The following is a 19,235-nucleotide window of genomic DNA, read 5'->3' as shown; positions in this document are numbered from 1 at the left end:
GTGATCTCTAGGAGGCGCCGGCGCCGATGGCCGACATGAGCATCGGATAGGCCCGGTGCAGCTCCCTCTGCCAGGACGTGTGATTGTGCCCGCCCCGGGAGAAGTGGGTGCGCGCCGGGATGTCCAGCTCCTCCAGCCGCCCGGCGAACGACCTGGCCGCCCGGTTCGCCAGGTCCTCCACCAGGTCGCCCTGCCCGGCCGCCACGTACAGCTCGACGCCCTTGAGCCGGTCGGCCAGGTCGTAGGGGTTGTGCGCGCGCCAGACGTCGCGCTGCTCCTCCGGGTCGCCCCAGATGCGCTTCCAGTCGGTGCCGAAGCAGCCGATCGCCGTCCCGGCCATCACGGCCTGCGGGACGCCGGGGCCGAGGATGTGCAGCGCGCCGCTGAACGAGGCCGCCGCCTCGAAGCCGCCCTTGGCCGCGTACAGCATGGCGCCCTGCCCGCCCATCGAGTAGCCCGCGACGGCGCGCCGCCCGCCCGCCCGGTAGCGGGCTTCGAGCAGCGGGAGCAGCTCCCCGAGGTGGTAGGTCTCCCAGCGCGGCGGGCCGCCCGCGCCGCCGTTCCACCAGTCGGAGTAGCTGCCGCACCTGCCGCCGTCCGGCATCACGACCAGCACGCCGGTGCCGCGGGTCAGGGCCTCGACGTCGGTCTTCGCGGTCCAGGAGGTGTGGTCGTCGAGCCCACCGTGCAGCAGCCACAGCACCGGCCAGTCGGTACGCGACTCCCAGCGGTCGGGGAGCAGCAGGCGCACCTTCGTAGTCGCGCCGAGCGCGTCCGACCTGATCGTCAGCTCCATCCTGCGCTCGTCGAGCCGCCGCTCCGCCACCACCTCCACGGGCGTCCGGGCGGGCTCCGGCGCCGGCGGCTCCTCCTTCTGACCGGGCAGCCACACCGCCACGCCCACCAGGCACAGAAGGGCGGCGATCAGCGCGCCGACCAGGCAACCAGGTAACCGGGGCCGCATCGAGCCTCCAACATCGGCTGCGCGGATAATAGCGGGATGAGATCAATAGGCACTACGGACCTGTCCGTTTTCCCGATATCGCTCGGCGCGAATGTCTTCGGCTGGACGGCCGACAAGGAGGCCTCGTTCGCGGTCCTGGACGCCTACGTCGAGGGCGGCGGCAACTTCATCGACACGGCCGACGTCTACCCGTACTGGGCCACCGGTGAGTCCACCTCCGAGATGATCATCGGTGAGTGGATGGCCGACCGCCGCAACCGCGACTCCCTCGTGCTGGCCACCAAGGTCGGCATGCTGGAGGGGCTGCAGGGGCTGGCTCCGGCGACGATCAGGACGGCGGTCGAGGACTCGCTGCGGCGGCTGCGTACCGACTACATCGACCTCTACTGGGCGCACGTGGACGACCACGACACGCCGCTGGTGGAGTCGCTGGCCGCGTTCGACGCGCTGGTCCGCGAGGGCAAGGTCCGCCACGTCGGCGCGTCCAACTACGGGGCCGCCCGGCTGGCCGAGGCGCTCAAGACCTCCGAGGAGGAGGGGCTGGCCAGGTACGTGGCGCTGCAGCAGCCGTACAACCTGGTCGAGCGCGGCTACGAGGGCGAGCTGCGGGACGTGGTAACCCAGGAGGGGTTGTCCAGCACGCCGTACTTCGGGCTGGCGCGCGGGTTCCTGACCGGCAAGTACGCGCCCGGGGTGAGCGTGGACAGCCCGCGGGCCGGCAAGGCGGCCGAATACCTGGAGACCGAGCACGGGCCCAGGACGGTGGAGGCGCTGGTGAAGGTGGCGGGGGAGCGGCAGTCCGCGCCGGCGACGGTGGCGCTGGCCTGGCTCGCCGCCCAGCCGACGGTCACGGCGCCGATCGCCAGCGCGCGGAGCGTGGAGCAGCTGCGGCCGCTGATGGAGGCGGCGGCGGTGACGCTGAGCGAGGAGGAGCTGACCATCCTGGACGAGGCGTCCCGCCCCTGAGACCCGCTTCGCGGGCGCTTCACGGCGCTGCATGGCGTCTTAGGGTGCTTCGCGGCGCTCTGGATGCTTCGGGGTTGTCTGGGGTGTTTCGCGGTCCTGGGGGTGCTCCGGGGTGCCGGGGGTGTGCTCCGGGGTGCTTCGCGGGGCGGGACCGTTGCCGCGCCCGGGCTCGCTTGTGTGCGGAGGCCGGGCGCGCGACGTCGGTGGGTCCGGAGCTGTCGCTAGGACGAGGCCAGCCCGTGCCGGCGGCACCATTCCTCGACGCTTCCGGCCTCGCCCTCGACCGCGTGCGACCAGTGCGCGTCGGCCGCGATGGCGTCCTGGACAGAGGAGTGGGAGGCGAAGACGGCGGTGAGCCCGGTGATCTTGAAGATGCGCGAGATGCGATCCGTCGTCATCACGAGCGAGAGCGACCCGTCCAGCGTACGCAGCCGCTTGAGCCCTCCGACGAGGACGCCGAGACCGGTGGAGTCGAGGAACTCCACGCCGCTCAGATCGGCGACGATGTGCACGACGCCCTTGCCCGCGAGGTCCACCACCTGCTCGCGCAGCTTGGGAGCGGTGAACACGTCCACCTCGCCGCCGACCTTGAGCACGGCGCAGTCGCCGACCGGTCCGACCACTTCGATGACGATGTCCTGCATTTGCGCCTCACCATCAGTCGTGTCATTGACTACATTGACGGGGAACTCTGTAGATTTACAGTACTTCCGCGATCGCCCTCCCGTCAATCACGGACTGTCGGTGTCATCGCCAGGAATGACAGGGGTTGAGGAGATGAGGGTAGAAGAGGCCATCGGCCGGCAGATCGCACGGCTGCGTGCCGAGCGCCGCATGTCGCTGACCGAGCTGGGCGAGGCCCTGGGCCGCTACCTGGACCGGCCCTGGAGCCGCCAGGCCGTCCACCAGGCCGAGCGCGGCCAGCGCTCCTTCACCGCGGCGGAGCTGACCGCCCTGGCCCTGGTCCTCGACACCTCGGTGCCGGTGCTGTTCCGGGCGGAGGACGTACGGATCGAGCTGCCTGGCGGGGCGGTCTCCCCCGAGGACTACCGGGGGATCCTGCTGAGCAGGGAGCCCGACATGCCGCTCGACGGGGTCGAGGAGCTCATCGTCGCCCTGCACGACATCGGGGAGGTGCTCTCCCGGCCCGCCCTGGCCCGCCTGGCCCGCATCGGCCGCGTGGCCGACCAGGTCGCCGGCCCGGAACGCTGACCCGCGACACCTCGGGGGCCCCGCCCCCGCGCACCTCCGACCCTGCACATCCCGCCATCTGCACCCCCGCACCAGGCGCACCTGCACCCCCGCACACCTCTTGCCCCATAAACCCCAAACATCCCGCCTGCCCCTCGCACCTCAAGCGCCCGGGCACCCGGCGCTCAACGGGCCTCATGGCACGAAGAGTCAGCGCGGTGGAGCGAGCACCGATCCTGGGCCGTCCGCCCGGGCTCAGTGCGAGTGGTCGGCCGAGGACAGGTCCAGGTCGCGCGGGGTGAGCAGCCACGCCACCAGCGTGCCCGCCAGCATCAGCACCGCCCCCGCCCCGCTGGTCAGCACCAGCGAGTCGGTGAACGCCGCCCGCGCCTCCTCCGTGAGCCGGACCCCCGCCGGCCCCAGCTCCCTCGCCACGTCGAGCGCCCCGCCCAGCGATTCCCGTACGACACCGGCGGCCGGACCCTCGTACGCCAGCTCCCCCCGGTACGCCGCGGCCGCGACGCTGCCCAGGACGGCCACGCCGAGCGCCCCGCCCACCTCGTAACTGGTCTCCTCGATGGCCGCCGCACTGCCCGCCTTCGCGGGTGGCGAGCCGGACATGATCGCGGCCGAGGCGATCGCCAGCGAGCCGTTCCCGAGGCCGATCAGCGTGAGCGCGACCGCGATCGGCCAGTAGTCCAGCGGGCCCGGGGCCACGTACAACAGCAGGAACGCCAGGCCGGTGACGGCCAGCCCGCCCGCCAGCACCGTACGGGCGCCGATGCGCGCCGCCACCGCCGGGGCCAGCGGGGAGGCGACGATGGCGGCCAGCGCCGCGGGCAGCAGGCGTACGCCCGTCTCCAGCGGCCCGTACCCCTGCACGAGCTGCATCCACTGCGCGAGCAGCAGCAGCACCGCCGCCATCGCGATCGACGTGGTCAGCGCCGTCACGACCCCGGCCGAGAAGGGCTTGCTGCGGAACAGCCTGATCTCCAGCAGCGGATCCGGCCTGCGCAGGCACCGCATCACGAACCAGCCCAGCGTCACCGCCGCCACCGCGGTCGCCACCAGGGCGCCGGGCGAGCTGAGGCCGTACTTGCCGAAGTTCTTGACCGCGTAGACCAGGGCCACCATGCCCGCCATCGACAGCAGCGTGCCCAGGGAGTCCCACCGGCCGGGCGCCGGGTTCCTGGACTCCGGCAGCAGGAACAGCCCGGCGGCGATCGCGATCACCATGACCGGCACGTTCACCAGGAACGCCGAATGCCAGCTGAAGTGCTCCAGCAGGACCCCGGCCACGATCGGCCCCAGCGCCGCCCCGACCGCGGCCATCGCCGCCCACACGCCGAGCGCCCTGGCGCGCTCGCCGGGGTCGGTGAACAGGTTCCGGATCATGGAGAGCGTGGACGGCATGATCATCGCACCGCCGACGCCGAGCAGCGCCCGTACGGCGATCACCTGCATCGGGCTGCCCGCCGCCAGCACCGCCAGCGAGGCCACCCCGAACACCGCGAACCCGAGCATCAGCATCCGCTTACGACCCCACCGGTCGCCCAGGGCGCTCACCGTGACCAGCAGCCCGGACAGCACGAGCGCGTACGCGTCCACCATCCACAGCAGCTGGATCGAGTCCGGGCGCAGGTCCGCGGAGATGGCGGGCAGGGCCACGTTGAGGATGGTCATGTCCATGACCACGACCAGCACACTGGCCGACAGCACGGCCAGCGCCGCCCACCGCCTCTTCGACGAGACGGGCGACGTGGTGATCGTCATACTTCCTCCCGGGGTGCGGCACCGTCCATGAACGTGCTGTGCAGCAGCCGGGGCACGTCCCGGCGGGCGACGTCGCCGCGTCGCAGGCTCTCGCGTACGGTGACGAGCAGGCCGTACACGGTGTTGCTGATCCAGCGGGCGGGCAGGTCGGCCCGCAGCAGGCCGGCGCGCTGGGCGGCGGCGTAGAACGCGATCTCGCGCTCCTCCAGCTCGTCGGAGCGGCGCGCCAGCTCGGGATGGACCGCCATGGCGTAGTCCGTCAGGCCGAACCCGTACTCGTCGGCCACGTCGATCAGGCCCGCCAGTAACGCGTTCATCGCCCGCCGGACCACTTCGGGATCGGTGGCCGCGGTCGCCTCGACGATGCCACTGCTCGCCTGCACCTGGGCCCACTGCTCGTGCGCGCGGTGCCCGAGGGCGAGCATCAGGTCGTCACGGTTGCTGAAGTGGCGGTGGAGGGTGGCCCTGCTGATCCCGACGGCCTCCGCGAGCTGCGCCATGGAGGCGTTCGGGTTCTCGTTGAGGTATTGGATCGCGCCCTTCATGACCTGCTCACGGGTCGCTGCCATGCACACACCTGCGTATCGTTTGAGACATCTTTGTCTCACATGCTACATCAAAGCCTCGCCAGTGCCGGAAACCCACGGATAGCAGCCAGCGCCAACCTGACCGACCCGGCCGTCCCGGCTGTCCCGGCCGGCGTCACGCCGTACGAGGCGACCCACCCAGCGGGCGGTGACCCGACCAACTGGGTCGGCCCATCAAAGGGACAGCGCCCCGACGACCGGCGTTGGCCCCCGGCCACCGGCGTTGGCACGCCCGGCCCCCGCCGGGACCGCGCCCGGACCCGCCGGGTTGGGGCCGAACCGCGCCCGGCCCCCGCCGCCCGGTCCCGGGCGGGCTGGGGCCCCGGGCCGCGCCCGGACCGCGCCCGGACCGCGCCCGGACCGCGCCCGGACCGCGCCCGGACCGCGCCCGGACCGCGCCCGGACCGCGCCCGGACCGCGCCCGGACCGCGCCCGGACCGCGCCCGGCCCCCGCCGCGCCGGGTCCCCGCCGCGCCGGGACCCCGGCTGTCGTCCGCTACGGCGTGACAGGGCACGACGCGGCAGCGGGCTCTCGCGCTCCCGGCATGGCGATGCACCCCCGGCCGCATTAAGGTGCGAGCTGTGGTGGTGGCGATCGGTGACGCGCGGACGCGCATCTTGGACGCGGCGGAGGAGCTGTTCGCGGGCGGTGGCTACGAGGCCACCCCAACCGCGGTCATCGCAAAGCTGGCAAAGGTCCCCAAAGACCTGATCTCCCAGTACTTCCCGCGCAAGGTCGACGTACTGGTGGCCCTCGTCTACGAGCGCACCACGGTCGAAGAGGGACGCGAGGTCGACGCGGTCCCCGGCGACCCGGCCGGAACGCTGTCCCGGCTGGCCCGAGGACTGCCGTTGCGCGCTTCACCGGCGATGCGGCGCATCCTGTTCCGCGAGGCCGACACGCACCGTTCCGTCAAAGAACGGCTCGGCCGCCTCAACGGTGAGCTCGTCAGGCGGGCCAGGTTCGCGCTGGAGTTGGCCCTGCCCGGTACGCGCGGGGACGCGGCGCGGCTGGAGGTGGCGGCGGCCACGTTCGCCGCCGTACTGCTCTATCAGGAGAACCTCTGCCAGCTAACCGGCCACCAGATCGACCCGGACGCCGTCGCGGAACTCATCGCCCACTCGCTCGTCTAGCAACTCGTCCAGCGCCGTGCGCAGGTGGTCCAGCAGCCCCCACACGTCATCCATCCGCTCGGGGCAGGCCACGATGCCGAAGTCGAGCATGCCGTCGTAGGAGAAGCAGGTGATGTTCAGGCCACCGCTCATGTCGGTCAGCACGGACATCGGATAGTAGGACAGGACCCTGCCGCCACACAGGTACAGCGGGAACTGCGGGCCCGGGACGTTGCTGATGATGAGGTTGATCGGCGGGAACGCCATCCCCGCCAGCCGGAAGAGCGCCGGCGTCGCCAGGCTCGTGACCGGCGCGGGCAGTACCGAGCACAGCTCGCTCAGCCAGGTCGCCGGGGCCAGCGCGAACCGCCGCTTCGCCCTCCCCATCACGGCACCGACCGCCTGCAACCGCTCCTTGGGGTCGGGGATGTTCGTCGGCATGGGGGCGACCATGGCCGAGATCTGGTTGCCGACCAGGTCCTTCGCCTTGGCCTTCCGGACCGCCACGGGCACGGCCACGATCAACGGCGCCTCCGGCAGCGCGTCACGCTCGCGCAACCACGAGCGCAGGGCCGACGTACAGAGGGCCATGACGACGTCGTTGACGCTCATGCCGTTGGCCTTGGCGACCTTCTTGATGTCCTTGAGCGGCAGGGACCCGAAGGACAGCTGACGGCGGGCGCTGATGGGGCCGTTCAGCGGGGTGCGCGGGACGGCGAGGCTGGGCAGGTCGGGACGGCGCTGCTCGTCGCGCGCCACCACGCGAGCGGCCTTGGCGATCAGCTTCGCCCCGGGCAGCCCGCCGACGACGGGAATCGCGTCCAGGTCCCCAGCCGCCCGCACCACCGACTGGACGGCCCGTACGGGGTGCGTCACCGTACGCACAGCGGCCCCGGCGAGCATCCCGACCAGGCCGGGAGCGTCGTCGTACGGCTGGTCCACGTGCTGAACCTCGTCATGGGAACTGTCACTGTCGCGAGGCGCGACGACATCACAGGAGGCCGTGTCATCGCCGGGGCGGGCACCGTCACGTGGCGCGACGCCGTCCGGGGTCAGGTCGAGCAGGGTGGCGAGGGTTTCCGCGCCCGAGATGCCGTCGATGGCGGCATGGTGCACCTTCGTATAGACGGCCACCTTGCCATCGATCAGCCCGTTGATCAGGTGCATCTCCCACAGCGGATGCGCCCGGTCGAGCCGACGGGCGTGGATCTCCGCGACGGCCTCGGCGAGCTGCCACTGGTCCCCCGGTTCGGGGAGCGTCATCTCGAACAGATGGTTGTCGATGTCGAAGTCGGGATCGGCGGCCCAGTAGGGGAGGTCCAGCCCGAGCGGCACCTCCGCCACGCGCAGGCTGAGTGCGGGTGAGAGGTGGAGGCGATCCAGCAGGAGCTCTGCCAGTGCGTCCCTGGTGACCGAGCCGTCCGCAGGGTCGAGCAGCGCCAGTCCTGCCACGTGCGCGGCGGTCGTCGCCGTCTCGATATTGAGGAACTGGGCGTCGAGTGCGGTCAGCCGGCGCATCGGCTCTCCTTTTCCCTTGAGTGTGGGAAGCATCACATGGCGGGATTTCCGGAAGGTTTCTGCGCGAGTCTTCCAGATGAATTCCGATGGGCCGTACGCGCGTTTAGAAAACCTCCAGCTCAGCGGGGAAAAGTGACAATTCCCTACCCATTGACCACGTGAATGGGGTGTTGCACGACAGCGTCGAAGTGGTAGCCGAACGGGTGCCGGGGCGTGGTGAGGGGTTGCGTGGCGCCGGTCTCGTCGGTGGCGCGCGCCATGAGCAACCGCGTCCCCGTACGCTGCGGAGCCCACTCGACGTGCCAGGGGAGCCACGCGCTGACCAGGTGTTGCCCGTGGTGTTCGGCCTCGCGCCAATGGAGACCGCCGTCGAAACTGACCTCCACCCGTACGATCCTGCCCCGGCCCGACCAGGACCGCCCGCGCAGTACGTGTGGCCCGGGGAGGGACAGGCGCGCATTCCAGGGAAGCTCGAATGCGCTCTTCACCGGCTGCGTCGTGACGTCGGGGTAAAACACCGTGTTCCATGGCGTGAAGAGCTTCGTCGTTGAAATTTCCAGGTCGCCGAGCCATTTGATGGAGGCTATTCCCACCCATCCCGGCACCACCAGCCGCACCGGAAATCCGTGGTCGGGCGGCAGCGGAACGCCGTTCATTTCGTAGGCGACGAGGACGTCGTCCATGGCCTTGTCGATGGGAAGCGGCCTGCGCACGTGCCCATGATCCTCGAACGGCGCGTCGAGCCCGGTGGGCAGCACGTCCACCGCCCCAGGCAGCACTCCGACCTCCTTGAGCAGGTGTTTCAGCGGCACTCCCCGCCACCGCGCCACCCCGATGGCTCCCAGGCCCCACTGCGTCCCGGGTGCGCCGTCGTGCTGCTGCGTCCGGTAGAACCGCCGTCCGTTGCCCGCGCACTCGATCGCCATGTCGAACGTACGCGACGGCATGGCCCGCAGATCCTCGTAGCCGAACTCGCGCGGACATCGCACTCCCGCCCCGTGCACGCGCAGTCGCCAGGTGGTGACGTCGATGAGCGGGGTGAAGGTGTGGTTCCGCACGAAGAACCGGTCGTTCGGGGTGTGGTAGCCCAGCCCCGCCATGGACTCCCAGCGCATCTCGGCGCTGTTGCCGTGCACCTTGAACAGGTGGTCGGGCAGCGGCTTCACGATCGTCGCCGTGGCTTGCTTCATGGAGCATCACCTCCTAGTACCTATTTCCTACCTGGAAACCATTTAATCTCCTCGCGCTGTCCGGCCGCATCCTCCATTGCCAAAATCTGGCGTATCGGTACGGGAACGTTCCAGCCCTGGACCTCTACCCGAGCCGGGGAGGCATACCCGAGCACGAGGTCGAACCAACCGGCGGGCTGATGGCTGGTGGCTGGTAGCAGGGGGTGCTTGTCAGGGGTGTGGTGTGGGCGGGCCCCGTGGGTGGGGCGGGTGTTGGTGGGTCAGGTGGGGGTGACGATTGCGGTGAACGGCTCGCCTGCGTTGAGGCGGTCGATCAAGGTCAGGAGGCCTGCGCTTTGCCCGTTGTCGTGGAGCCAGCGACTGACCTGGCAGGCCGACTTGGCGTAGGTGCCGGCGTCCTTGCTCGCGGCCGTCAACCACTCCTCGAGCGTGGTCGGGAGGGGGCCGGACGGCTCTGTGAGGCAGCGGTCCGGGTGCGTCTGCGGGGCGAGGTAGCGGGCGTCGTCGGAGACCACCACCGCTAAACCCTCGTCGAACCACTGGGGAACCGCCTCGGCCCCGGACGTGAGCCGGGTGTGCAGCTCGACGTGGGACATCTCGTGCGAGGCGATCACCGCGTCGAGGCCTCTCGGCGACAGCATCACCGCTCTGTTGAGCACCGCTATGCCGCGCTCCTTTCCGCCGCCGATGCGCTCATAACAGGCTTCCGTCACGCAGATGAGCAGGCTGGGAGAGCTCGTCTGGCGGCCGTAGAAGCCGATGATCCGCTGGCGGGCCTCCCGCACCACCTGCTTCACCTGTGTCTTCTGCGCATTCGTCAGGCTGTCTTCCGTGTAGACGGATTCCTCCAGCTCGGTCAGGCCGTAGCAGCCGGGGCAGGTGGTCGCGGCCACGGAGGGGTAGGCCAGGGTCGCCCCGGCGATGGCCACGGCGAGCAGGGCTGTGAGCACCGCGAGAATGCGCGTCCAGAGCTTGCGCGATTTCTTGGGCACGGAGTGCATCCTCCAGGTCTTCCTTCGGTGGGGTGCGAGGTGGCGAGGACACTCTCTCGTATTCTCGGGCGGGCCACATCCGACCAGGGTTTGTCATTCTGAGGGTGGAGCTCAGGGGTCCTGGCATGAGCCGGTGGTGGTGGCAGTTACGGTCAATGCACGCGCCGCCCCGCCGCTTGGCGTGCTGGTCGATCCGTGTGGGTTGGCGTGACGGTCGCTCGCCCTTGGTGGGTGGGGTGACCGTCAGCGTGCGGGTGGGCGTGACCGTCAGTGTGTGCTGGCGTGGTCTGAGGTGGTGGCAGTTCTGAAGGTGGTGGAGGGCGCGTAACGGAGGCGGGGTGAGCCGGTGGTCTGCGGAACCGGCTTCCGTATGAAGGGTGTCTTCTGCGTCGTCGATGGTGGCGGCGTCCGATGCGTACGTGGCCGGTAGGGTCGCCCCGGGCGTATCGGAGTGAGAGGGAAGAACCTGGCGTGAATGTGGGCGTTGTCGGGCAGGCGGCTGGGTTGTTCGCCGTCACCAACATCGACGACATCTTGGTCTTGGCGTTGTTCTTCTCCCAGGGGGCCGGACGTCGGGGTGCGGCGGCGCGGGTGGTGGCCGGACAATACCTCGGCTTCCTCGGCATTCTGGCGGTGGCTGCGGCCGCCGCCTTCGGTGCGACCTTCCTGCCCGAACCCGTCCTGCCCTACCTGGGCCTGCTCCCGCTTGCCCTCGGGCTCAAGGCGGCCTGGCAGGCGTGGAAGGAGCGGCGCGACGCCCGCGAGGAAGCGCTCGGTGAAGAGCACGCCGGTGGGCCGAAGGTGCTGGAGGTCGCTGCGGTCACCTTCGCCAACGGCGGTGACAACATCGGTGTGTACGTCCCGGTGTTCGCCACGGCGGGGGCCGGCTCGATGAGTGTCTACATTGTCGTCTTCCTGGCCCTGGTCGCCGTGTGGTGCGCCGCTGGACGGTTCCTCGCCAACCGGCCGGTCGTCGCGCGGGCGCTGAGTCGATGGGGTCATGTCCTGCTGCCGATCGTGCTGATCGGCCTCGGTGTGCTCATCCTGGTCGAGGGCGGAGCCTTCGGCCTGTAAGGGACTTGCTGGGCGGAGGGGTGTGTCCGGGTCGTACTGCGGCGGGAGGGGTTGGGGGGTTGTGGCCTGTATGCGGCGGTGGGATCTGGTGATCGGGCTCGCGGTTGCGGTGGTGGCGTCCTGGGTGGCGCCGGTGATCGCGCCGGCTGTCGTACGGCCTCATGGGGGTTGTCGCGGGAGTTCCTGCGGCTGACCGCCTCTCCTCGCTGACTTTCCGCCTCCCAGGTTTCGGCAAAATGTCCGGATTTATGGCATTAAGTCGGGATCTGCGAGAAGGGAGCTGCTGAGGTCTGTCCGGCGGAAGGAGACCATGCATGGGAGCCGTGAACCGCGTCCTCACCAGCGCCGCCCTCGCCCTCACCCCCCTCGCCGCCGCCCCGCCCGCTCCGGCGGGCGCCACGCCCCTGGCGGTCGGCACACCCCTGGCAGCCGGCACGCAGCAGTCGCCGACCTGCCACTACGTGAACGAGACGGACGAAGCGGCCCCCGTCAGGATGGGGCCCGGTAAGCAGTTCGGGAAGAAGGGCGAGCTCGCTCCCTCCAAGGAGCCCGTGCGCGCCACCTGCGCCGCCATAGGCCGGGGCCGCGAGCACTGGGTGCGGCTCAAGAGCGGTGAGCACAAGGGGCTCTGGGTCTGGCGTGACCGTCTTCAGCCCTGGAGCGGGTGATCGGTGAACACGTTCCAGCCCCTCCGGCGAGGCCCCTTATTACGGCGGTTGCACGGCCGCACGCGTCCCGCCGCACATGGCCCCACCCCATGCGGCCCCATCCCATGCGGCCCCGTCGCACGCGGCCCTCGCCAATCGGCGAGGGCCCGTAGGCGGGGCTGGGCTGGCGTGCAGGTTCGGGTCGAGGGGTTGAGGGGCCGAAGGGGGTGAGTGCCGGCCAGGGCCGGGGAAGGTCAGCGCTCGCAGGTGGCCCCTCGGCGGGCGGGGCCGGAGGTTAGTCGGGTCGGTGGGCGGTCAGCGGCCCAGGAAGGTGCGGAGCCGGTCGAGGGGCCAGGTGTTGATGACGTCGTCCGTGGTGAGCCAGGACCGTTGCGCGATCCCCACCCCGAACCGCTGGTTCGCCAGGTGCGGGATCGCGTGCGAGTCGCTGTCGATCGAGAACTTCACCCCATGGTGCTTGGCCAGCCGCACCAGGTCGGACGGCAGGTCGGAGCGGTCGGGGAAGGAGTCGATCTCCATGGCGGTGCCGGTCCTGGCCGCCGCGCGGAAGACGGCCTCCCAGTCGGCGTCCACCTGCTCCCGCTTGCCGATCTTGCGGGTCGTGGGGTGGCCGATGATGTCGACGTACGGGTTCTCGCAGGCGGCGATGAAGCGGCGGGTCATGTCGTCGCGGGACAGGCCGAAGTGCGAGTGCACCGATGCCACACACACGTCGAACTCCCGCAGGATCTCCCCGGGCCAGTCCACCGAGCCGTCGGGGCCGATGTTGAGCTCGGTGCCGTGCAGGAGCCGCATGTCGGGATATTTCGCTTGCAGCTCGGCGACCCGGCCCCGCTGCTCCAGCGCCTTGTCCAGGGTCATGCGTTGCATCGCCAGGTCGGGCGCGTGGTCGGTGACCGCGTAGTAGGCGTAGCCACGGGCATGGCCGGCCGCCACCATGTCCTCCAGCGAGGCGATGCCGTCGGTCAGGTTGGTGTGGGTGTGCAGGTCGCCCTTGAGGTCGGCCAGCTCCACGAGGACCGGCAGCTCGCCCTTCAGCGCCGCTTTGACCTCCCCGCCGTCCTCGCGCATCGGCGGTGGTACGTACTGCATGCCGAGCGCGGCGTAGATGTCCTCCTCGGACTCGGCGGCGATCACTCGATCGCCCTCGAACAGCCCGTATTCGGACAGCTTCCAGCCCTTCTTCACCGCCATCTCCCTGATGGCGACGTTGTGCTCCTTGGAGCCGGTGAAGTATTGCATGGCCGCGCCCCACGACCCGGCCGGCACCACGCGCAGGTCCACCTGGAGGCCGGACGTGGTGCGGATCGAGGTCTTCTTGTCGCCGGCGGCGATCACGTCGGCGACATAGGGCTGGGCGCGGAAGTCTTCCATGATGGACTCGGGCGCCACCGCGAGGATGTCGATGTCGCCGATCGTGTCCTTCATCCGCCGCAGCGACCCCGCGTACGCGATGCGCTCGGCCTTCAGCGAGGCCATCACCTGCTCGGCCAGGGACATCGCGATGCCGATGTGCACCCTGCGGCCGGACTGCTCCAGCTGCTCGATGCCCTTGAGCAGGTTGGCCAGGGTCTTCGGGCCCAGGCCCTTGACGCCGTCGAGGCGACCGGAGGTGATCGCCTCGCTCAGCGCCGTGGTGGAGTCGATGCCGTAGTCCTCGAACAGCATGATCGCCGTCTTGGGGCCCAGCGTCGGCACCCGGGTCAGCCGCCGCACGCCCTCGGGCACGCGGCCCCGCAGGTCGTCGAGCTGCCGGAAGCTCCCCCGCTGCAGGAACTCCTCCATCTTCTTGGCGATCGCCTCGCCCACCCCGGGGACGCCGCGCACGTCGGCCACCGAGATGTCCTCGGGGAACCCGGCGATCGCCTTGGCCGCCTTCTGGTAGCTCCGCACCCGGAAGGCGTCGCCGCCGCAGAGCGCGAACAGCTCCGCGTATTCCTGCAGCGCCGCCGCCGCCTCCTCATTTGCCCGCATGCCCATACCTTAGGATCCCCGGCCGACAATCCCCGCCTGGCCGCCGCCTGGCCGCCGTCTCGCAGCCCCGTCTAGAAGCGCACCTCGCGCGGACGGTACGGCGCCTCCAGGAACGCCATCTCCTCCTCCGACAGCGACACCGACACGGCCGCCACGGCGTCGTCCACGTGCCGCTCCTTCGTGGCGCCCACGATCGGCGCGGTGACGCCGCGGTGCAGCAGCCAGGCCAGCGCGATCTGCGCGGCGGGCAGGCCGCGGTCCGTGGACACCTGCGCCACCCGGTCGATGATCAGCTTGTCGTTCTCCGGGTCGTACAGGTGGTCGATCCGCTCGTCCGACCCCGCCCTGGCCGTGGTGGCGGCCGCGCCGGCCCTGGCCAGCACGCCGCGGGCCAGCGGGCTCCACGGGATCACGCCCACGCCCTGGTCGGCGCAGAGCGGCAGCATCTCGCGCTCCTCCTCCCGGTAGAGGAGGTTGTAGTGGTTCTGCATGGAGACGAACTTCGTCCAGCCGTTGGCCGCGGCCGCGTGCTGCGCCTTGGCGAACTGCCAGGCCCACATGCTCGACGCCCCCAGGTAACGGGCCTTGCCTGCCCTGACCACGTCGTTCAGCGCCTCCATGGTCTCCTCGACAGGAGTCTCGTCGTCCCAGCGGTGGATCTGGTAGAGGTCCACGTAGTCGGTGCCGAGCCGCTTGAGCGAGGCGTCGATGGAGTCGAGGATGTGCTTGCGCGACAGCCCGCGGTCGTTGCGGCTCCGGCTCATCGGGAAATACACCTTGGTGGCCAGCACGTAATCCTCGCGCCGGCCGAAGATGGCGCGCAGCACCTCGCCGGTCACGACCTCGCTCGCGCCCGCGCTGTAGACGTCGGCGGTGTCGAAGAACGTCACTCCCGCGTCAGCGGCCCGGCGGACGAGGGGCTCGGCCTCCTCCCGCGCCAGCGCCCATTCCTGTCTCCTGGGATCGCCGTAGCTCATCATGCCCAGGCAAACTCTCGACACCTGCAAGCCCGTGTTACCAAGTCGCGTGTAATCCATACCGTTCACCCTATGACCCGAATGCCATGGCCACTGAACGGGTCAACAGGCAGTCAGGGCTGTCCAAAAGCGGAAATGACCTTTACACGGGCGACGCTGATCGGGTCGATTAGAGGAACGTTGCAAAACGGTGGGCGCTCTGGCGATGCGGCGAGCCGTGTCGAGACCGTGGTGGACCCGATACGCACCGGGGGTGAGGTGAAGGACACACACCGGGGACTCCTGTCCCGGGCGCGTGCCGAGCTCGACGACCTGTCGTCTCCGTACTGGGTGGGCGGACTCGGACTGGTGGCGGGGATCGTCGGGCTGGCGGCTCCGGTGGTGATCGGGCTGGCCGGTGCGGGGATGCTGGCCGAGGGGGTCATGACGCTGCTCGTGCTGCTGGTGCTGCACGTCAAGTTCGTCACCGAGATCCCGGCGCGTCGCGCGAGCGGGTGGTGGATCGTGGCGGTGCAGGCGTGGCTGACCTACCTGCCGCTGACGGTGTTCGGGGCGGTGTGGACCCCGGTGTGCGGGCTGCTGACGGGCGCCCTGCTGGTGATGGCCGGCCGGATCCGCTCGATCGTGCTGGTCGCGCTGGCGCTTGCGTGCGGGCCGGTGGTGCTGGCCGCGCCGGAGCCGGCGACGATCCATCCGCTCTGGGCGGTCGCCGCCCCGCTGGTCGGCATCGCCGAGTACGCCGTGGTGACGCTCGCCGGGCGGGCCCGGCGGCTGGGCGAGGCGCGTACCGAGGTCATGCGCAGGGCTGTCGCGCTGGAGCGCCGCCGCTTCACCCGGGACCTGCACGACCTGGTGGGCCACCGGCTCACGGTGCTGGTGCTGAAGGTGCAGCTCCTGGACCGGCTGGTGGCCGAGCGGGACGCGAAGGCGCAGGACGAGGTGGGCGAGGTGCTGGAGCTGCTGCGCAACCTGTCCGCCGACGTCCGGGCCGTGGCCCACGGCCTGCGCAGCTCCTCGCTGGCGGCGGAGCTGGGCTCGGCGCGGTCGCTGCTGGAGTCCGTACGGGTGCGCTGCCAGATCAGGGTGTCCTGCCGCGACCTGCCGGCCGAGGTGGAGGAGGCGCTCACGCACGCCCTGCGCGAGGGGGTGACGAACGTGCTCCGGCATGCCGAGGCCCGCCAGTGCTCCGTCCACCTGCTGGAACGCGACCAGATGGTCCGCCTGACGATCAGGAACGACGGCGTGCGCCCGCCGCGCCGCCCCGGCGAGGCCGGCCAGGGCCTGCTGAACCTGGCCGAGCGCGTCTCCGGCCTCGGCGGCTGGCTGGAGGCGACCTCCTCCAGGTCGGGGCAGTTCACGTTCAGCGTATACGTGCCACGAAAGAAATAACCGGCGCCCGGTCATTGGTGAGGAATTCACAAAGCGAAATTCAATAGCCATGCATCGGCAATGCATTATATGACTAGCCGAATGGCGTCCCCGGCGGGAAGCTCTAGACACATCGCCCTGGAGGTCCCCGCCAGATGGACAAGTACGAGCTGTATTGCCTTGTGGACCCGTGTTTCTACGACACCCTTGAGCACAGCACGGCCGCGGACGCCGACTTTCCCATTCTGCGCAGGTCACTGCCCGCCGGCTGGTCCACCGCCCTGACGGACACCTGGTGCTATTACGCCCCCGACAACGAGCCGCCCCTTCCCGCCCAGGGGTGGAAGATTCACGTCTCGGCCCGCGTGCCGGACGCCGAGAAAGCCATTGCCGCAGTATGGGATTATTGCCTGCCGCGCGGTATCGCGTTCAAGTTCCTGCGCGGTCTGCCCGTGCTCGTCATGGTCAACTCCAAGGCCGCCTCCAGGGCCTCCAGCGGCAAGCTGATCACCATCTATCCGAGGGACGAGGCCCAGCTCGAACTCGTGCTCAAGGAGCTCGACGAGCTCCTGCGCGACGTGCGCGGGCCGTACATCCTGAGCGACCTGCGCTACGGCACCGGCCCGCTGTTCGTCAGGTACGGGGGTTTCGCCGAGCGCCACTGCCTTTCCCCTTCCGGCGAGCGGGTGCTGGCCGTCGAGGACGGCGAGGGCAGGCTCGTGCCCGACGTGCGGGGTGCCACGTTCTCGGTGCCGCCGTGGACGACGCTGCCCGCCTTCCTGGAGCCGCAGCTCGCCGCGCGCAACGCCGTGACGACGACCGGGCTGCCGTACGACATCGAGCGCGTCCTGCACTTCTCCAACGGCGGCGGCGTCTACCTCGCCCGCGACAAGCGCTCGGGGGAGCAGGTGGTGCTCAAGGAGGCCAGGCCGCACGCCGGGCTGGACGCGGCCGGGCGCGACGCCGTCAGCCGGATCGAGCACGAGCGCGACATCCTCGAACGGCTGTCCGGGCTGCCGGCCGCCCCCGCGCTGCGCGGCTACTTCACGCTGGGCGAGCACCACTTCCTCGTCATGGAGTTCGTGGACGGCACGCCGCTCCAGCGGCGGCTGGTGCACCGCTACCCGCTGACCCGCGCCACCTGCACCGAGCGGGACCTCGCCGAGTACACCTCCTGGGCCGTCGAGACCCTCGACGAGGTGACGCGGGCGGTCGGTTCGCTGCACGAGCGCGACGTGGTCTTCGGCGACCTGCACCCCGACAACATCCTGCTGGCCGACGACGGCCGGGTGGCGCTGATCGACTTCGAGGTCGCCACGCTCGCCGGCGACCAGGGCCGCGCCGCGCTCGCCCACCCCGCCTTCGCCCCGCCCGCCGACCGGCAGGGCGTGGACGTGGACCGGTACGCGCTGGCCTGCCTGCGCCTGGGCCTGTTCGCCCCGCAGTGCACGATCATGCTGCCGCTGCACCGGCCGAAGGTGGCGCACCTGGGGGAGATCGTCAAGGAGACCTTCCCCGCGCCCGGCTCCATGATCGACGAGGCCGTCTCGACCATCGCGGGCAGCGCCCCGGACACCGCTCCGGACGCCACCCCCTTGCCCATGCCCGGGACGGCGGGCTGGCCGGAGCTGCGCGACGCCATGGCCAGGGCCATCCGGGCCGGCGCAACGCCGGAGCGGGACGACCGCCTGTTCCCCGGCGACGTGGCCCAGTTCCGCCCCGGTGGCGGGCTCGACCTGGCCCACGGCGCGGCCGGCGTGCTCTTCGCCCTCGCCGCCGCCGGGCTCGGCCCCTACCCCGAGTACGAGCGCTGGTTGCGCGAGCGCGCCCGCCGCCCGGTCCAGGGCTCCGGCCTCGGCCTGTACGACGGCCTGCACGGCATCGCGTACGTCCTCGGCCTGCTCGGACACGACCAGGACGCGAACGACCTGATCGACGTCTGCCTGCGCGAGAAGTGGGAGCGCCTGGAATCGGCCCTCATCTCCGGCCTGTCCGGCATCGGGCTGAACCTGCTCCGCTTCGGCCGCACCGACCTGGCCCTGCGCGCGGTGGACATCTGCGCCGGGCGGCTCGACACCCCCGTACCCGACATCAGCGGCGGCGCCGGCCCGCGCGCCGGGCTCATGCACGGCTCCTCGGGCCCCGCGCTGCTGTTCCTGCACGCCTACGAGCGCACCGGCGACGCGGCGCTGCTCGACCTGGCGGCCACCGCGCTGCGGCAGGACCTGCGGCGCTGCCGGCACTCCGAGGACGGCTCGCTCCAGGTGAACCAGGGGTGGCGGCTGCTGCCGTACCTGGACGAGGGGTCCGCCGGCATCGCCCTGGTGATCGAGCGCTACCTGCGGCACCGGCACGACGAGGCGTTCGCGACGGCGCTGGCCGAGCTGCGGCTCGCCGGCCGCGCGGGCTTCTTCGTGCAGGCGGGGCTGTTCACCGGCCGCGCGGGGATGCTCGCCGCGGGCGCCGGCGACCTTCCCGAGCTGGTGAAGGGGCTGCGGTGGCACGCGCTCCCGTACGGCGGCGGGCTGGCCTTCCCCGGTGACCAGCTCCTGCGCCTGTCCATGGATTTCGCGACCGGAACGGCCGGCGTGCTCTTCGCCCTCGGTGCAGTGCTGGGCGAGCGGCCCTGCCATCTGCCGTTCCTCGAGGCCGCACCCGAGCGGCCTGTCCCCGACCACACCACGGAAGGAGGTGTACGACATGGTACTTCTCGACCTGCAGGGTCTTGAGGCTCCCGCGGCCAGCGACGTGGCCAGCGGCGGCAGCACGTTGACCGTTCTCTCCTGCCACTCCGGCAAGCCCAGCAATCTCAGTGTCGCTCTCTGCCACTGATCTCGTGATATAGGTCCCGTGTCGTCCCGGAAGGCGGGGGAACACCCC

At 70.7% G+C, this 19,235-nt stretch carries 16 protein-coding genes and 1 pseudogene; 8 read left to right on the top strand and 9 right to left on the bottom strand.

What is annotated here, in order from left to right; all coding sequences use genetic code 11:
* Positions 1-7 precede the first annotated feature (7 nt).
* Positions 8-964 carry an alpha/beta hydrolase gene (locus ACTWPW_RS23375; protein WP_443169903.1) on the bottom strand — a complete coding sequence of 319 codons (957 nt, stop codon included), beginning with the start codon at positions 962-964 and terminating at the stop codon, positions 8-10.
* 36 nt (positions 965-1,000) lie between these two features.
* On the opposite strand from ACTWPW_RS23375, the gene ACTWPW_RS23370 reads away from it, so the two are divergent.
* Complete coding sequence (locus tag ACTWPW_RS23370) at positions 1,001-1,930, top strand: aldo/keto reductase (protein ID WP_443169902.1); 930 nt, start codon at positions 1,001-1,003, stop codon at positions 1,928-1,930.
* A 311-nt stretch (positions 1,931-2,241) separates the two neighbouring features.
* Here the strand turns inward: ACTWPW_RS23370 and ACTWPW_RS23365 are convergent.
* Positions 2,242-2,574, bottom strand: a pseudogene (locus tag ACTWPW_RS23365) (STAS domain-containing protein); the annotation flags it as partial.
* A 133-nt stretch (positions 2,575-2,707) separates the two neighbouring features.
* Here ACTWPW_RS23365 and ACTWPW_RS23360 point away from each other — a divergent pair.
* A complete protein-coding gene (locus ACTWPW_RS23360; RefSeq protein WP_364135393.1) occupies positions 2,708-3,142 on the top strand; it encodes a helix-turn-helix domain-containing protein in 435 nt (144 codons plus the stop codon).
* 234 nt (positions 3,143-3,376) lie between these two features.
* Here ACTWPW_RS23360 and ACTWPW_RS23355 read toward each other — a convergent pair whose 3' ends face one another.
* Positions 3,377-4,894: an MFS transporter gene (locus ACTWPW_RS23355; RefSeq protein WP_443169901.1), complete on the bottom strand. Its 1,518-nt coding sequence runs from the start codon at positions 4,892-4,894 to the stop codon at positions 3,377-3,379.
* The gene (locus ACTWPW_RS23350; protein WP_375109626.1) at positions 4,891-5,463 is read right to left on the bottom strand and encodes a TetR/AcrR family transcriptional regulator; all 573 of its coding nucleotides are present in this window, start codon (positions 5,461-5,463) and stop codon (positions 4,891-4,893) included. The genes ACTWPW_RS23355 and ACTWPW_RS23350 overlap by 4 nt, the downstream gene beginning before the upstream one ends.
* 600 nt (positions 5,464-6,063) lie before the next feature.
* Here ACTWPW_RS23350 and ACTWPW_RS23345 point away from each other — a divergent pair.
* Positions 6,064-6,615, top strand: coding sequence for a TetR/AcrR family transcriptional regulator (locus ACTWPW_RS23345; protein WP_364135386.1), 552 nt, complete (start codon positions 6,064-6,066; stop codon positions 6,613-6,615).
* Here ACTWPW_RS23345 and ACTWPW_RS23340 read toward each other — a convergent pair.
* The 3 genes from ACTWPW_RS23340 to ACTWPW_RS23330 form a co-directional block, all read right to left on the bottom strand.
* The gene (locus ACTWPW_RS23340; protein ID WP_375109627.1) at positions 6,553-8,112 is read right to left on the bottom strand and encodes a WS/DGAT/MGAT family O-acyltransferase; all 1,560 of its coding nucleotides are present in this window, start codon (positions 8,110-8,112) and stop codon (positions 6,553-6,555) included. The two genes, ACTWPW_RS23345 and ACTWPW_RS23340, sit on opposite strands and share 63 nt — an antisense overlap.
* A 143-nt stretch (positions 8,113-8,255) precedes the next feature.
* Positions 8,256-9,302, bottom strand: a complete 1,047-nt coding sequence (locus ACTWPW_RS23335; protein WP_443169900.1) for a sulfite oxidase — start codon at positions 9,300-9,302, stop codon at positions 8,256-8,258.
* Between the two features lie 260 nt (positions 9,303-9,562).
* A complete protein-coding gene (locus ACTWPW_RS23330; RefSeq protein ID WP_443169899.1) occupies positions 9,563-10,294 on the bottom strand; it encodes a hypothetical protein in 732 nt (243 codons plus the stop codon).
* A gap of 471 nt (positions 10,295-10,765) precedes the next feature.
* Here ACTWPW_RS23330 and ACTWPW_RS23325 point away from each other — a divergent pair, with 471 nt between their 5' ends.
* Together ACTWPW_RS23325 and ACTWPW_RS23320 are read left to right on the top strand one after the other, a co-directional pair.
* The gene (locus ACTWPW_RS23325) at positions 10,766-11,368 is read left to right on the top strand and encodes a cadmium resistance transporter (RefSeq protein ID WP_443169898.1); all 603 of its coding nucleotides are present in this window, start codon (positions 10,766-10,768) and stop codon (positions 11,366-11,368) included.
* 314 nt (positions 11,369-11,682) lie between these two features.
* The gene (locus ACTWPW_RS23320) at positions 11,683-12,036 is read left to right on the top strand and encodes a hypothetical protein (RefSeq protein WP_443169897.1); all 354 of its coding nucleotides are present in this window, start codon (positions 11,683-11,685) and stop codon (positions 12,034-12,036) included.
* Between the two features lie 294 nt (positions 12,037-12,330).
* Here the strand turns inward: ACTWPW_RS23320 and polX are convergent, their stop codons facing one another.
* Both polX and ACTWPW_RS23310 read right to left on the bottom strand, forming a co-directional pair.
* The gene (gene polX / locus ACTWPW_RS23315; RefSeq protein WP_443169896.1) at positions 12,331-14,010 is read right to left on the bottom strand and encodes a DNA polymerase/3'-5' exonuclease PolX; all 1,680 of its coding nucleotides are present in this window, start codon (positions 14,008-14,010) and stop codon (positions 12,331-12,333) included.
* Between the two features lie 71 nt (positions 14,011-14,081).
* On the bottom strand, positions 14,082-15,047 hold the full coding sequence (locus tag ACTWPW_RS23310; RefSeq protein ID WP_443169895.1) for an aldo/keto reductase: 966 nt from the start codon (positions 15,045-15,047) through the stop codon (positions 14,082-14,084).
* Positions 15,048-15,245: 198 nt separating this feature from the next.
* Between ACTWPW_RS23310 and ACTWPW_RS23305 the strand changes: the two genes are divergently transcribed.
* From ACTWPW_RS23305 to ACTWPW_RS23295, 3 genes are all read left to right on the top strand, one after another.
* Positions 15,246-16,376, top strand: a complete 1,131-nt coding sequence (locus ACTWPW_RS23305; protein WP_443169894.1) for a sensor histidine kinase — start codon at positions 15,246-15,248, stop codon at positions 16,374-16,376.
* A 134-nt stretch (positions 16,377-16,510) separates the two neighbouring features.
* Complete coding sequence (lanKC, locus tag ACTWPW_RS23300; protein ID WP_443169893.1) at positions 16,511-19,084, top strand: class III lanthionine synthetase LanKC; 2,574 nt, start codon at positions 16,511-16,513, stop codon at positions 19,082-19,084.
* Positions 19,056-19,187: a SapB/AmfS family lanthipeptide gene (locus tag ACTWPW_RS23295; RefSeq protein WP_103955008.1), complete on the top strand. Its 132-nt coding sequence runs from the start codon at positions 19,056-19,058 to the stop codon at positions 19,185-19,187. Before lanKC ends, ACTWPW_RS23295 begins: the two co-directional genes overlap by 29 nt.
* Positions 19,188-19,235: the final 48 nt, after the last annotated feature.

Origin of the sequence: Nonomuraea sp. KM90 (assembly GCF_052246675.1) — a bacterium.
Classification (GTDB): Bacteria; Actinomycetota; Actinomycetes; order Streptosporangiales; family Streptosporangiaceae; genus Nonomuraea.
This window is presented reverse-complemented; position numbering and strand designations above follow the sequence as displayed.

Excerpts from the sequence above, each read along its gene's own strand:
- lanKC (WP_443169893.1), top strand. The coding sequence starts at position 16,511 with ATGGACAAGTACGAGCTGTATTGCCTTGTGGACCCGTGTTTCTACGAC.
- ACTWPW_RS23355 (WP_443169901.1), bottom strand. The coding sequence starts at position 4,894 with ATGACGATCACCACGTCGCCCGTCTCGTCGAAGAGGCGGTGGGCGGCG.
- ACTWPW_RS23370 (WP_443169902.1), top strand. The coding sequence starts at position 1,001 with ATGAGATCAATAGGCACTACGGACCTGTCCGTTTTCCCGATATCGCTC.
- ACTWPW_RS23340 (WP_375109627.1), bottom strand. The coding sequence starts at position 8,112 with ATGCGCCGGCTGACCGCACTCGACGCCCAGTTCCTCAATATCGAGACG.
- ACTWPW_RS23350 (WP_375109626.1), bottom strand. The coding sequence starts at position 5,463 with ATGGCAGCGACCCGTGAGCAGGTCATGAAGGGCGCGATCCAATACCTC.
- ACTWPW_RS23375 (WP_443169903.1), bottom strand. The coding sequence starts at position 964 with ATGCGGCCCCGGTTACCTGGTTGCCTGGTCGGCGCGCTGATCGCCGCC.
- ACTWPW_RS23320 (WP_443169897.1), top strand. The coding sequence starts at position 11,683 with ATGGGAGCCGTGAACCGCGTCCTCACCAGCGCCGCCCTCGCCCTCACC.
- ACTWPW_RS23360 (WP_364135393.1), top strand. The coding sequence starts at position 2,708 with ATGAGGGTAGAAGAGGCCATCGGCCGGCAGATCGCACGGCTGCGTGCC.
- ACTWPW_RS23295 (WP_103955008.1), top strand. The coding sequence starts at position 19,056 with ATGGTACTTCTCGACCTGCAGGGTCTTGAGGCTCCCGCGGCCAGCGAC.
- ACTWPW_RS23335 (WP_443169900.1), bottom strand. The coding sequence starts at position 9,302 with ATGAAGCAAGCCACGGCGACGATCGTGAAGCCGCTGCCCGACCACCTG.
- polX (WP_443169896.1), bottom strand. The coding sequence starts at position 14,010 with ATGCGGGCAAATGAGGAGGCGGCGGCGGCGCTGCAGGAATACGCGGAG.
- ACTWPW_RS23310 (WP_443169895.1), bottom strand. The coding sequence starts at position 15,047 with ATGGATTACACGCGACTTGGTAACACGGGCTTGCAGGTGTCGAGAGTT.